At 62.5% G+C, this 13,246-nt stretch carries 13 protein-coding genes; 8 read left to right on the forward strand and 5 right to left on the reverse strand.

Going from position 1 to position 13,246, the window contains the following annotated elements; genetic code table 11:
* Positions 1-208: 208 nt before the first annotated feature.
* From Q0349_RS01020 to Q0349_RS01040, 5 genes are all read left to right on the forward strand, one after another.
* The gene (locus Q0349_RS01020; protein ID WP_298078911.1) at positions 209-910 is read left to right on the forward strand and encodes a gamma-glutamyl-gamma-aminobutyrate hydrolase family protein; all 702 of its coding nucleotides are present in this window, start codon (positions 209-211) and stop codon (positions 908-910) included.
* Positions 910-1,947: a tRNA preQ1(34) S-adenosylmethionine ribosyltransferase-isomerase QueA gene (gene queA / locus Q0349_RS01025; RefSeq protein WP_298078914.1), complete on the forward strand. Its 1,038-nt coding sequence runs from the start codon at positions 910-912 to the stop codon at positions 1,945-1,947. The genes Q0349_RS01020 and queA overlap by 1 nt, the downstream gene beginning before the upstream one ends.
* The gene (locus Q0349_RS01030) at positions 1,940-2,692 is read left to right on the forward strand and encodes a methyltransferase domain-containing protein (RefSeq protein ID WP_298078915.1); all 753 of its coding nucleotides are present in this window, start codon (positions 1,940-1,942) and stop codon (positions 2,690-2,692) included. The genes queA and Q0349_RS01030 overlap by 8 nt, the downstream gene beginning before the upstream one ends.
* Before the next feature lie 204 nt (positions 2,693-2,896).
* Positions 2,897-3,802 (forward strand): OmpA family protein, encoded by a 906-nt coding sequence (locus Q0349_RS01035; protein WP_298078916.1) that lies wholly within the window; start codon positions 2,897-2,899, stop codon positions 3,800-3,802.
* A 63-nt stretch (positions 3,803-3,865) separates the two neighbouring features.
* The gene (locus Q0349_RS01040; protein ID WP_298078918.1) at positions 3,866-4,771 is read left to right on the forward strand and encodes a prohibitin family protein; all 906 of its coding nucleotides are present in this window, start codon (positions 3,866-3,868) and stop codon (positions 4,769-4,771) included.
* Between the two features lie 22 nt (positions 4,772-4,793).
* Here the strand turns inward: Q0349_RS01040 and Q0349_RS01045 are convergent, their stop codons facing one another.
* A complete protein-coding gene (locus Q0349_RS01045) occupies positions 4,794-6,137 on the reverse strand; it encodes an MATE family efflux transporter (RefSeq protein WP_298078920.1) in 1,344 nt (447 codons plus the stop codon).
* 95 nt (positions 6,138-6,232) lie between these two features.
* Between Q0349_RS01045 and Q0349_RS01050 the strand changes: the two genes are divergently transcribed.
* The 3 genes from Q0349_RS01050 to gyrB all read left to right on the forward strand — a co-directional run bounded on the left by Q0349_RS01050 (position 6,233) and on the right by gyrB (position 10,516).
* Positions 6,233-6,520, forward strand: a complete 288-nt coding sequence (locus tag Q0349_RS01050) for a hypothetical protein (protein WP_298078921.1) — start codon at positions 6,233-6,235, stop codon at positions 6,518-6,520.
* Positions 6,521-6,590: 70 nt separating this feature from the next.
* Complete coding sequence (locus tag Q0349_RS01055) at positions 6,591-7,967, forward strand: anaerobic C4-dicarboxylate transporter (protein ID WP_298078922.1); 1,377 nt, start codon at positions 6,591-6,593, stop codon at positions 7,965-7,967.
* Between the two features lie 143 nt (positions 7,968-8,110).
* Positions 8,111-10,516: a DNA topoisomerase (ATP-hydrolyzing) subunit B gene (gene gyrB / locus Q0349_RS01060; protein WP_298078923.1), complete on the forward strand. Its 2,406-nt coding sequence runs from the start codon at positions 8,111-8,113 to the stop codon at positions 10,514-10,516.
* A 67-nt stretch (positions 10,517-10,583) separates the two neighbouring features.
* On the opposite strand, the gene hisIE is transcribed toward gyrB, so the two are convergent.
* The 4 genes from hisIE to hisH form a co-directional block, all read right to left on the reverse strand.
* Entirely contained in the window at positions 10,584-11,207 is a 624-nt protein-coding gene (gene hisIE / locus Q0349_RS01065; RefSeq protein ID WP_298078924.1) for a bifunctional phosphoribosyl-AMP cyclohydrolase/phosphoribosyl-ATP diphosphatase HisIE, read from the reverse strand.
* Between the two features lie 27 nt (positions 11,208-11,234).
* Positions 11,235-12,008: an imidazole glycerol phosphate synthase subunit HisF gene (gene hisF / locus Q0349_RS01070; protein WP_298078926.1), complete on the reverse strand. Its 774-nt coding sequence runs from the start codon at positions 12,006-12,008 to the stop codon at positions 11,235-11,237.
* Complete coding sequence (gene hisA / locus Q0349_RS01075) at positions 11,990-12,733, reverse strand: 1-(5-phosphoribosyl)-5-[(5-phosphoribosylamino)methylideneamino]imidazole-4-carboxamide isomerase (protein ID WP_298078927.1); 744 nt, start codon at positions 12,731-12,733, stop codon at positions 11,990-11,992. Before hisA ends, hisF begins: the two co-directional genes overlap by 19 nt.
* Positions 12,733-13,246: imidazole glycerol phosphate synthase subunit HisH (gene hisH, locus Q0349_RS01080; RefSeq protein WP_298078928.1), on the reverse strand; the 514-nt coding region annotated here is incomplete at its 5' end. The genes hisH and hisA, both read right to left, overlap by 1 nt.

Genomic DNA, 13,246 nt, shown 5'->3' on the forward strand with positions numbered 1-13,246 from the left:
GCGGTTGTAGGGTGGGGCTTGCCCCACCGTTAAAGCCGCGTGTTCCGTCATGGTGGGCAAGCCCCTCCCTGCACAGCGGTTTTACATACAGGATAGCGGGGAAGGTGTATGTAAACGGGCACCGCGCCGCCGCTTGACCCGCCCGCGTTTTGCGCTACATTAGCGCGCGTTTTTCTTCTAATTCATTCATCATCAGGGGCTTTCTTTCATGCTGCGTATTGTGGCGGTTCTGCATAATCCCGCCGGTTCGACCGGTCTCATCGGGAAATTCCTTTCCACATACAAGGATGTGAATTTCCGCGTGTTGTGTCCGCTCGCGGGCGACGTACTGCCGGAGGCGGATGCGTTCGACGCCGCGATTGTCTTCGGCGGCAAGATGAGCGCCAATGATTGTCCGGCGTTGCCGCCGCTGCTTTCGGAGTTGTTGTGGATTCGCGGCATTGTCGATGCGGGCAAGCCGTTTTTGGGGATTTGTCTCGGCGCGCAACTGTTGGCGATGGCTTACGGCGGCAAGGTGACGCGCCACGCCGAGCGGGTGGTGGAAATCGGTTTTTATCCGCTTTATCCGACGGTTGAGGGCTTCAATTCGATTTTTGCCGAGATGCCGGAGCGTTTTTTTCAGTGGCACAACGAGGGTTTTACCCTGCCCGACGGCGCGGTGAAGCTGGCGGCGAGCGATGCTTTTCCCAATCAGGCGTTTTCCATCGGCGCGCGCGCGTTTGGCTTTCAGTTTCACCCGGAGGCGACGGTCGAACAAATCCGCTATTGGCACACCCGCGACAGCGAGGAGCTGGCAAGCCCCGGCGCGCAGACGGCGACGTCGCAATGGCTCTATCAGGAGCGGCACAGCGATGAAATCAGCGCGTGGCTGGAGGGTTTTTTGGCGTTTTGGTTGCAGGGGGCGGCGTGATGTGGCGCAAATCGGATTTTGTCTATGAACTGCCGGACGCGTTAATCGCCCGCTTCCCGCTGCCGGAACGCAGCGCGGCACGGCTGCTGGTCGCGCGGGCAGTCTCCGCGACGCAAGTGGATTTGTCCGACCGCATGGTGCGCGATTTGCCGGAGCTGCTCGCGCCCGATGATTTGCTGGTGTTCAACAATACCCGCGTGTTACCGGCACGGCTGTTCGGGCAGAAGGCGAGCGGTGGCCGCGTCGAGATTCTGATTGAGCGGCTGAAAAGCGCGCATGAGGCGAACGCTTATGTGCGCGCCTCGAAATCGCCGAAGGTCGGCGGCGTCATCCGCCTTGGCGACGCGGAAGTGCAGGTAACGGGGCGGCATGAGGCGCTGTTTGCCCTTTATAGTGAAACGCCGTGGGCGGAACTGCTGGCGGCGCAGGGCGAGATGCCGATTCCGCCGTATCTGGAGCGGGCGGCGCTGGAGAGCGACAAGCAGCGCTATCAGACGGTGTTTGCCAAACACAACGGCGCCGTCGCCGCCCCCACCGCCGGGCTGCATTTTGACGCGGCGCTGCTCGATGCCATCCGCGCGCGCGGCGTGGCGACGGCGGAGGTGACGCTGCACGTGGGCGCGGGGACGTTCCAGCCGGTGCGCCACGAAAACCTCGCCGAACACGTCATGCACGAGGAATGGCTTGCGGTCGGGCAAGACGTTGTCGATGCGGTCACCGCCTGCCGCGCGCGGGGCGGGCGCGTGGTCGCGGTTGGCACGACCAGCCTGCGCGCGCTGGAATCCGCCGCCCAGGGCGGGGAACTGGCAGCATTCACCGGCGACACCAACCTGTTCATCACCCCCGGCTACCGTTTCCGCGTGGTCGATGCGCTGCTCACCAACTTCCACCTGCCGGAATCAACGCTGCTGATGCTGGTCAGCGCGTTTGCCGGTTACGACAACATCCGCGCCGCCTACCAGCACGCCATCGCCGCACGCTACCGCTTCTACAGCTACGGCGACGCGATGTTTTTGCCGACCCGTTGCGATGGCTGATTTCGACCGCATCGGCGCGGTTTTCCTGAAAAACATCTACGCCACCACCAAAGGCCGCATCCGCCTCGCCGTGCTGCAACGCGACCTCGCGCCGCTGCTTTCCGGCGCGCCGCTACGCATCCTTGACGTCGGCGGCGGTGCCGGACAAATGGCGCTGTGGTATGCGAGCCTTGGGCATGACGTCACCGTCGCCGACCGCTCGCAGATGCTGCTGGACGAAGGCCGCGCGGCGGCGCAAACGCTCGGATTAACCGCAAAATTTATCCACGCTGACGCCTTCCAACTGCAAGAAGCGCTGAATGATGCGCGCTACGACCTCGTCTGCTGTCACGCGGTACTGGAATGGGTCGCAGACGGTGAAGGACTGCTCACGGCGTGCGCGGCGCGGCTCAAGGCGGGCGGCCACCTCTCGCTGATGTACTACAACCGCCGCGCGCTGGTGTTCGCGCAGCACGTCTTCGGCAACTTCGACTACCTCGACCGCGGCCTGCGCCCCTACCGCAAAACGGCGAAACTCACCCCGGATTACCCGCGCGAGCCGGAAACCGTCGCCGCCTGGCTGGACGGCTTGGGATTACAACGTGAGCGCCGCTCCGCCATCCGCTGCTTCTACGACTACATGAAGCCACACGACCGCGCCCGCCACAGCGATGCCGAACTCGTCGCGCGCGAACTGGCACTGTCCGGGCATGAAGAATATTTGTCAGTTGCCCGCTACATTCACGAAATTCACCGGCAAAGATGAACAACATTACCGCGTGAAAACCCCGCGCTAAAATCCCGAAAAAACGCCCATACACTTGCCGCAAAACACATTTTTGACAAAAGAGAATGACGTGTTTATAGTTGCGAATACCGCGCCGTAATGAACAAAACATTACCAATCGCGCCGCGCAAACCCGCCTGCATCCCGCGGGCGACCCCGGACAAAAATCAAGAGGAAAAGGAAATGCAACAAACCCTGAAAACCATCCTGCTCGCGGGCGTACTCGCCGCCAGCACCGCCGCCACGGCACAACAAGGACTGGCCGAACGCTGGCAAACCTTCGGTGCGCCTGCGCCTGCCAACGAAGCCGTCAATCCCGGTTGGGCGGGCGTCATGTTTTACCGCACCGGTGGTGGCGGCGGCGCTGCCAACGTGTACGTCAACGGCGAATACCTCGCCTCGCTCCTGCCCGGCGGCTACCGCTACGCCGAACTCTGCCCCTACAACCAGCGCCTTGCCACCGCCTACAGCGGCCGCGACCGCGCCTACAACATCAAGGCGAACGCGGGCGACTTCTACGACCTGCCGCAAGGTCGCGTCAGCTTCTTCCGCGTCGTTGATGGCGGCGGCAACCCGACCCTGCAAGCGGTGGACCGCGCGACCGCCAGCGGCGAAATCGCCCAACTGCGCGAACAGACCCACACCCTGCCGCGCCTCGAACAAAACCGCAACTGCTCGCCCGAACTGGTTCAACAATACAACGTGGACGTCTCCGCCCTGTTCAAATTCAACCGCTCCGACTACGCCAGCATCCTGCCCGACGGCAAACGCCAACTGAAAGAAATCGCCGCGGCCGCCTCACAATACCGCGACGCCACCAGCGTGATTTACATTGACGGCTACGCCGACCCCGAAGGCAAACCGGGCTACAACCAGCGCCTCTCACAACGCCGCGCCCAGACCGTCAAACGGGTCATGGTCGAAAACGGCTTCCCCGCCTCCATCCTCAAAGCGCGCGGACACGGCGAAAACGATCCCGTCGTCACCGGCTGCCGCAACCGCAACCCGCGCAACAGCGCTGCACGCAACGAATGCAACCAGCCGAACCGCCGCGTCGAAATCAAGCTCTACGGCAAAAATACCCACTAACCAGCCGCCAAACCGCGCTCCCAACCGGGGGCGCTTTTTTTAGCCCACTACCCAGGAGAGCCCATGAGCCAAAAAAGCAAAGCCCCCCTCATTACCCTCATTACCCTCATTATCAGCGCCGTCGCCGTTCTCATCCTGCTGCTGACCACCGGCGGCAGTATGTACACCGTGGACCAGGGCGAGCGCGGTGTCGTCCTCCATTACGGCGAAGTGAGCAAGGTGGCCGACCCCGGTCTGCACTTCAAATGGCCGTACATTGACCGCGTGGTGCGCATCCCGACCCGTACCACCACCGGCACCCTCAAGGACATCTTCGGCTACTCCAGCGACCAGCAACCGGCACAAATCAGCCTCTCCGTCACCTTCGCCATCAACGATGACGGCGTGGAAGCGCTCTACACCCAGTTCGGCAAAATCGACAAACTCTACGACCTCGTCGTCGTTCCCATTGTCACCCAGGAAATCAAAACCGTCTTCGGCCAGTTCACCGCCATCCGCTCCGTGCAGCACCGCGAGGAGCTGAATAACAAAACGCGCGACGCCATCGTTACGGCGCTTGCCAAATACCCCTACCTGCGCATCGAAAGCGTACAAATCGAAAACGTGGACTTCTCCGACGCCTACGAGCAGACCATCGAAGACCGCATGAAAGCTGAAGTCGAAGTTGAGCGTTACAAACAAAACCTCGAACGTGAACGCATCGAAGCGCAAATCGCCGCCACCCGCGCCCAGGGACAGGCGGACGCACAAATCAAGGCGGCGGAAGCCGAGGCAAAAGCGATCGAACTGCGCTCCAAGGCAGAAGCCGCATCCATCAACACCAAGGGCGAGGCATTGCGGCAAAACCCGGAAATCATTCGCTTGATGCAGATTGAACGCTGGAACGGCATCCTGCCGCAAACCATGCTGCCCAACAGCGCCGTGCCGATGTTGGAATTACCACCCGCTACGCGTCCGCAAGCCGAGTGAGTATCGCCGTATTTTTCGCCGCTCAGGCTGGATTTTGGGCGGGACGCGGGCGGATTTGCCAGAGGACGCGGCGTACGCCGAGGGCGGCAGTGATGGAAAGGCCGATGACCATGCCGAGCCACAGCCCGGCAACGCCGATGCCAAGGAAGCGGTAGCCGAGCAGCGCGGCGGGGAAGCCAATCAGCCAGTAGCCGATGAAGGCGTAAATCATCGGCATCCGTGTGTCGTGGATGCCGCGCAGGATGCCTGCGGTGCAGACCTGCATCCCGTCGCCAATCTGGAAGATGCCGACGAGGATGAGAATGACGCTGGCGATGGCGATGATGTCGGCGTTGGTGCTGTAGAGCGCGGCGATTTCGTGGCGCAGCAGCAGCGGGATGGCCGCCATCACCAGCATGATGATGGCGACAACAATCATGCCGCCGAGCGCACGCTGGCGCAGCGCCTGCCAGTCGCCCTTGCCGTAGGCGTTGCCGCAGCGGATGGTGAGCGCGCTGCCGAGTCCGAGCGGGATCATGAAGGAAATGCCGGCGTAGTTGAGCGCAATCTGGTTGGCGGCGGCATTGACCGCATTGGTACGGCTGACAATGAGGCCAACGGCGGTAAAAAGGCCGGTTTCCATGACCAGCGCCAGTGCAATCGGCAGGCCGACGCTGAAATAGCGGCGGATGGCGGCGAGGTCAGGGCGGGCGAAGCGCTGATAGGGGCGGTATGGCCGCCAGCGCGGGTTGCGGGCAATGGCGGTGAAGACGAAAGCGGCGAAGATGCAGTAGCAGAGCGCGGTGGAGAGCGCCATGCCGGGCGCGCCCATCGCCGGAATGGGCCCCACGCCGTAGAGAAAAATATAGTTGCCGACGATATTGGTCGGGACGAGCAGCGCCTGCACCAGCACGGTGGTGCGCGGAAAGGCCATGCCTTCGAGGAAGCAGCGTCCGGCGAGGCCGACGATGCAGATGCCCGCGCCGGGGGCGAGGGTAAGCAGGTAGCGGCTGGCTTCGCGGGCGATGTCCGGCGCGCTGCCGAGCCAGGCGGGGACGCGCGCGCCGATGACGGTCAGCCCGGTGGCGGCGGCGCCGAGAAAGGCGAGCATCCAGATGCCCTGCTGGAAATTACGGCGGATTTGCGCGCGGTCATCGCGGCCATTGGCCTGCGAAATGGCGGCGGTGATGGCAAGCGCGCAGCCCGCCATGAACAGATAGATGAAGCTGAAGATTTGCGCGGCGAGCGCCACCGAGGCAAGGGTGAGGTCGCCGTGGCGGCCTGCCATGATGGTGTCGATGACGGGCAGGGCGAAGCTTAAAAGCTGCATCAGAATGAGGGGGATGGCGAGGCGGAGGGTAGGGCGGAGTTCGTCGCGCAGGCGCATGGTTGTTGTCCTTGATGTTATTGGAATGGGCGCCTATTGTAAGGGAAGCTGTGCTATTCTAACCATCCTGCAATTTTTCTGTAATGAATGCTGTCATGCTGTCTGAAGATCTGATATTCGGTCGCGAGAACATCGCTTATGCGGTGCTGGCAGTCTATTCCGACGCGGTCAATGAAAAGCCGGTGGTGGTTAGCCTGCATCTCGGCGCGAAGATGGCGTATGCGCATATGCAGCAAATGCAGGCGCGCGGCGGTCATGTGCAATTCGTGGTGCGCCGGGTGCGCATCAATGGCAGCATCGAGGTGATTGACGACCCGCAACAGGCGCACAATCAGCCGCAGCGCCCGGCGCAGCACCTCATCCGTATCGTGCGCAAGCCGTAAAAATCCTCAAAAATCCTCGTGGCAGGCGTATCATAAGCACTCCTTTCCACAACATTTACAAGAGGCAACCATGTCATTATCGCTAGAACTCACGCTCATCGCCGAGTTCCTCCTCCTCCTGTTTTTCCTCTATGCCGGCAGCCGTTTTGGCGGCATCGGTCTGGGGGTTGTCTCCGGTATCGGTTTGATGTTTGAGGTGCTGGTGCTGCGGATGCCGCCGGGCAAGGCACCGATTGACGTGATGCTCGTCATCCTCGCCGTCGTCACCTGCGCCTCCGTGCTGGAAGCGGCGGGCGGCCTGAAATATATGCTGCAAATCGCCGAGAAGATTCTGCGCAAGAATCCGAAGCGCGTCACCATCCTCGGCCCGATTGTCACCTACACCATGACCATCATGCTCGGCACCGGCCACGCCGTTTATTCCATCATGCCCATCATCGGCGACATCGCGCTGAAGAACAAAATTCGCCCGGAGCGGCCGATGGCCGCCGCGTCCGTTGCCTCGCAGCTTGCCATTACCGGCAGCCCGATTTCGGCGGTGGTCGCGCTGTATCTGAAAGACATCGCCCATATTGAAGCCTTTGCCAACGTTTCCCTGCTGCAAATCGTCGCCGTCACCATCCCTGCCACCTTCGCCGGTACCATTGCGCTGTCGCTGTACAGCCTGCGCCGGGGCAAGGAGCTGGAGGACGACCCGGAATACCAGCGCCGGATGCAAGACCCGGTCTGGCGTGAACGCATTTTGAGCACCACCAGCACCACGCTGAACGAGCAACTGCCACCCGCCGCACGCAATTCCGTCTTGCTCTTTATCCTCGCGCTGGTGTGCATCGTCATCGTGGCAATGGTGCCTTCCATCCGTACCATTCCCGGCATGGAAAAAGCGATTGACATGAGCGTCATCATCCAGATGTTCATGCTCGGTTTTGGCGGCATCATCCTCCTTGCCACCCGCACCAATGTGCAAACCGTGCCGAACGGCGTTGTCTTCAAATCCGGCATGGTCGCCGCCATCGCCATTTTCGGGATTGCCTGGATGAGCGACACTTACTTCTCCTACGCCATGCCGCACGTCAAGGGCAGCATTCAGGAAATGGTGCAAAACGCGCCGTGGACGTTCGCCTTTGCCCTCTTTGGCGTTTCCGTGCTGATTAACAGCCAGGCGGCAACCGCGAAAATGCTGCTGCCGGTTGGCATCAGCCTGGGCATTCCGGCGCCGGTACTCATCGGCTTGATGCCCGCCACCTATGCCTACTTCTTCATCCCCAACTACCCGTCGGACATCGCTACGGTGAACTTCGACGTCACCGGCACCACCAAAATCGGCAAGTACTACTTCAACCACAGCTTCATGGTGCCTGGCCTTATTGGCGTTGGCGTCGCCTGTCTGGTTGGTCTTGCCATTGCCAAGGCCATCATCATCCCCATCGCCCAGACCGCGATGTAACCGCTACTGTGGCAGAGAAAAAAAGAGGGCAAACTGCCCTCTTTTTTACGCCCGGAAAGCACCACCTGCGGCGGAAAAACCGCGTTAAAACCGCTGCTTGTGCTATAATTCGCGCCCTTCACACACCAGGACAAGCAAGACCCATGAGCGAGCAAAATAACGCCTATAACGCCTCCCGCATCCAAGTACTCAAAGGACTGGAAGCCGTGCGCAAACGCCCCGGAATGTACATTGGCAACACCGACGACGGCAGCGGCCTGCATCACATGGTCTTTGAAGTCGTCGATAACGCCATTGACGAAGCCCTCGCCGGCTACTGCACCGAAATACACGTCATCATCCACCAGAACGAATCCATCACCGTGCGCGACAACGGGCGCGGCATCCCGGTCGATATCCACCCCGAAGAAGGCCGTAGTGCCGCCGAAGTCATCATGACCGTGCTGCACGCGGGCGGAAAATTCGACGACAACGCCTACAAAGTCTCCGGCGGCCTGCACGGCGTCGGCGTCTCCGTGGTCAATGCCCTCTCCGAACGCCTGACCATGACCATCCGTCGCGACGGCCACGTCCACCAACAAACCTACCAACACGGCGAACCGCTGGCACCGCTGGCCATCACTGGCGACAGCGACAGCACCGGTACCGAAATCAACTTTCTCGCCAGCCAAGACACCTTCGGCGAAGTCAAATACGACTACGAAACCCTCGCCCAGCGCCTGCGCGAACTCTCCTTTCTCAACGCCGGCGTGCGCATCGAACTGCACGACGAACGCGACGGCAAACAACAAACCTTCCAGTACGAAGGCGGCGTCAAAGCCTTCGTCGAATACCTGAACCGCAACAAAACCCCGCTGCACCCCAGCATCTTCTACTGCGCCGCCGACAAGGACGGCGTCGCCGTTGAAATCGCGCTGCAATGGAACGACAGCTACGCCGAAAACGTTTACTGCTTCACCAACAACATCCCGCAACGCGACGGCGGCACCCACCTCGCCGGCTTCCGCGCGGCGATGACCCGCACCCTGAACGCCTACATGGACGAAGAAGGCCTGCTGAAAAAAGCCAAAATCGCCACCAGCGGCGACGACGCGCGCGAAGGCCTGACCGCCATCGTCTCCGTCAAAGTACACGACCCCAAATTCAGCTCGCAGACCAAAGAAAAGCTCGTCTCCAGCGAAGTCAAAAACGCCGTCGAAAGCGTCCTTGCCGACAAACTGCGCGAATACCTGCTCGAACACCCCGTAGAAGCCAAAACCATCGCCGGAAAAATCGTCGATGCCGCCCGCGCCAGGGAAGCCGCGCGCAAGGCGCGGGAAATGACGCGGCGCAAAGACGCGCTCGACATCGCAGGCCTGCCCGGCAAACTCGCTGACTGCCAGGAAAAAGACCCGGCGCACTCCGAAATCTTCATCGTGGAAGGCGACTCGGCGGGCGGCTCCGCCAAGCAGGGGCGCAACCGCAAATTCCAGGCCATCCTGCCGCTCAAAGGCAAAATCCTGAACGTCGAAAAAGCACGCTTTGACAAAATGCTCGGCTCGGCCGAAATCGGCACCCTCATCACCGCACTCGGCACCGGCATCGGCAAAGACGACTTCGACGCCGAAAAACTGCGCTACCACCGCATCATCATCATGACCGATGCCGACGTTGATGGTGCACACATCCGCACCCTGCTCCTCACCTTCTTCTACCGGCAAATGCCCGAACTGGTCGAACGCGGCCACATCTACATCGCCCAGCCGCCGCTCTACAAAGTCACCAAAGGCCGCAACAAACAATACCTGAAAGACGACCACGAACTGAACGAACTCCTGCTCACCCAGGCGCTGGACGACGCCAACCTGCACCTCTCCGCCGACAGCCCCGCCATCACCAAAGAAGCCTTCGAGGCACTCGCGCGCGAACACGGCCAAATCGAAAACCTCATCAAGCGCCTGCACCGCTACGACAGCCGCGTCCTGCACGCCCTCATCGAAGCCCCGGAGCTGACGCGCGACACCTTCGCCGACCCCGCCGCGCTGCAAGACTGGATTGCCGCCTACCAGCGCCAGCTTGACCGCTTCGCCGCCGCAGGCATCACCCTGCGCGCCGAAACCCTGCCCGGCGACGTGCCGCGCATCAACGTCCGCATCGAACAACACGCCAACCTCGCGCAAAACACCTTTGATGCCAACTTCGCCGACAGCAACGAATACCGCCACATCAACCACTTCGGGCAAAAAGTGCGCGGCCTTCTGGGCGATGGCGCCTACTTTGAAAACAGCAAAGAGCGCCTCGAAGTCGAACACTTCCACCAGGTCATCAACGCGCTGCTCGCCGAAGGCAAAAAAGCCTACGAAATCCAGCGCTACAAAGGCCTCGGCGAAATGAACCCCGACCAACTGTGGGAAACCACGCTTGACCCGGCAGTGCGGCGGATGCTGCAAGTGCAGCTCAAAGACGCGCGCCTGGCCGATGAAATCTTCACCACGCTGATGGGCGAAGAAGTCGAACCGCGCCGCGCCTTCATCGAAGACAACGCCAACAGCGCCAATATTGATATTTGAGCCGCTGCCGCAGCGCAAAGAAAAAGCCGGAATCATCCGGCTTTTTTTGTGCGCGGGCGGGCGGCGCTCAATCGCGCGGGTTGTGTCGCTCCCGCAGTTTGGCGATAACATCCGCCCAGGAGAGGCCGGCGTCTTGCAGCAGCACGGTGAGGTGATAGGTGAGATCGGCGGCTTCGTTGATGGTTTCGTCGCGGTCGCCGACGGTCGCCGCCAGCGCGGTTTCCACGCCTTCTTCGCCGACTTTTTGCGCGATGCGTTTGGTACCGGCGGCGTAGAGGCTGGCAGTGTAGGAGCTCGCCGGGTCGGCGCCCTTGCGACTTTTTATCAGGGTTTCCAGTTGGGCGAGGAAGCGCCAGCCGCTCGCGCTTTCGCCGTCAAAGGCGTGGAAGCAGCTCGCCGCGCCGGTGTGGCAGGTCGGCCCGTGCGGGCGGGCGAGGATGAGCAGCGCGTCGCGGTCGCAGTCGGGGCTGATGGCGATGGCATCGAGGTAGTGGCCGCTGCTTTCGCCTTTCGTCCACAGGCGCTGTTTGCTGCGCGAGTAGAAGGTGACGCGGCCTTGTGCGCAGGTGGCGGCGAGGGCGTCCGCGTTCATGTAGCCGAGCATCAGCACTTCGCCGCTGTCGGCGTGCTGGATGATGGCGGGCAGCAGGCCGCCGCTTTTGTGCCAGTCGAGGTTGTCGGGGATGTGCATGGGTTTTCCTTGGGGTTTGGGGGATTTTTATTGCCGCACCGCGATGCCTGCCGCCGCGAGGTAGTGCTTGAGTGCGCCGATATTGATGTGCTGGCGGTGGAAGACGCTGGCGGCGAGTGCGCCGTCGCAACCGGCGATGTGGAAGGCGTCGCGAAAGTGCGCCATTTCGCCCGCGCCGCCGGAGGCGATGAGCGGCACGCGGCAGACGGCGCGCACCGCCTGCAGTTGTTCGAGGTCGTAGCCCTGGCGCATACCGTCCTGGTTCATGGTATTCAGCACGATTTCACCCGCGCCGCGGTCTTGCGCTTCTTTGACCCAGTCGAGGGTCAATCTGCCGCTGTCGCGGGTGCGGGCGGCGTCGCCGGTGTATTGTTTGACGCGCCAGTCGCGGCTTTCGGCATCGTACCAGCTGTCAATGCCGACGACGACGGCCTGCTGGCCGAAGCGTTCGGCGAGGCGGGTGATGAGGCCGGGGTCGGCCAGCGCCGGGCTGTTGATGGAGATTTTGTCGGCACCGCTGGCGAAACGCTGTTCGGCGTCGGCGACGGTTTTGATGCCGCCGGCGACGCAGAAGGGGATGTCAAGCAGGCGCGCGATTTTGTCCACCCAGCTTTTGTCCACGGTGCGGCCATCGCTGGAGGCGGTGATGTCGTAGAAAACGAGTTCGTCCGCGCCTTCTTCGGCATAGCGCGCCGCCAGCGGCTCAATTGCGCCGATGGTCTGGTGGTCGCGGAACCGGACGCCCTTGACGACCTGGCCGTCGCGCACGTCAAGGCAGGGGATTATGCGTTTTGCCAGCATTGCAGTGCCTCCGTCAGGGTGAATTTGCCTTCCAGCAGGGCGCGACCGGTGATGATGCCGGCGACGCCGCTGTCTTTCAGGGCGCGAATGTCGTCGAGGCTACCGATACCGCCGGAGGCCTGGATGGCAAGCTGCGGCCAGGCGCGGTACAGCTCGCGGTAGAGGGCGGTGTTTGCACCTTGCAGGGTGCCGTCCTGGCGGATGTCGGTGCAGAGGATGTGGCGCAGGCCGCTGTCGCGGTAGTGCTCCAGCAGGGTTTCGAGGGTGTGCGTGCTGGTGTCCTGCCAGCCGCGCACGGCGAGGTAATGCGCGCCGTCATGCGGACGGACGTCGAGCGCGAGGACGATGCGTTCGCCGCCGAAACGGGCGAGCCACGCCTTGACGGTGTCGGGCTGCTCTACCGCGAGCGAGCCGATGACGACGCGGTTGGCGCCCGCAGCCAGCAGCGCGGCGATGTCGTCGGCGCTGCGGATGCCGCCGCCAACCTGGATGGGGCAACGGGCGCTGGCGGCCAGGCGGGCGATGAGTGCGGTTTGCCGTTGTGCCGGGTCTTTGGCGCCGTCGAGGTCAACGAGGTGGATTTGCTGCGCGCCCTGTTCGCGGTATGCGGCGATGAGGGCGGCGGGGTCGCGGTCGTAGCGGGTGGTCTGGTGGTAGTCGCCCTGGTGCAGGCGGACGACAGCGCCGCCGATGAGGTCAAGCGCGGGGATGACGGGGGTGATCATCAGAGGTTCTCCATGAAGTTTTGTAGCAGGCGCGCGCCGCTCTTGCCGGAGCGTTCGGGGTGAAATTGCACGCCGTAGTAGTTGTCACGGGCGATGGCGGCGGAAAACGGCACGCCGTAGTCGCTGGTGGCGATGGTGTGCGCGCCGGGCGGCACGGCATAGCCGTGGACGTAGTAGTAATGGCTGTCCTGGGCGATGCCGTCAAACAGCGGGTGCTGTGGCTGGTGATGGACGGTGTTCCAGCCGGTATGCGGCAGCGGCAGGCCGCAACCGGGCAGGGCTGCGGTGTCGCCGGGGATGAGGCCGAGGGTGGCGGTGTCGCCTTCGGCGGAGTGCCTGGTGAGCAGTTGCATACCGAGGCAGATGCCGAGCAGCGGTTGGTGCGCCTCGCGCACGGGTTCAATCAGGCCGCGCGCGGCGAGGTTGTGCATGGCGGCGGCGGCACTGCCCACGCCGGGCAGGACGAGTTTGCCGGCGGCGCGGATGGCGGCGGGGTCGGCGCTCACACGCGGG

The organism is uncultured Cardiobacterium sp. (assembly GCF_938028185.1).
Classification (GTDB): Bacteria; Pseudomonadota; Gammaproteobacteria; order Cardiobacteriales; family Cardiobacteriaceae; genus Cardiobacterium.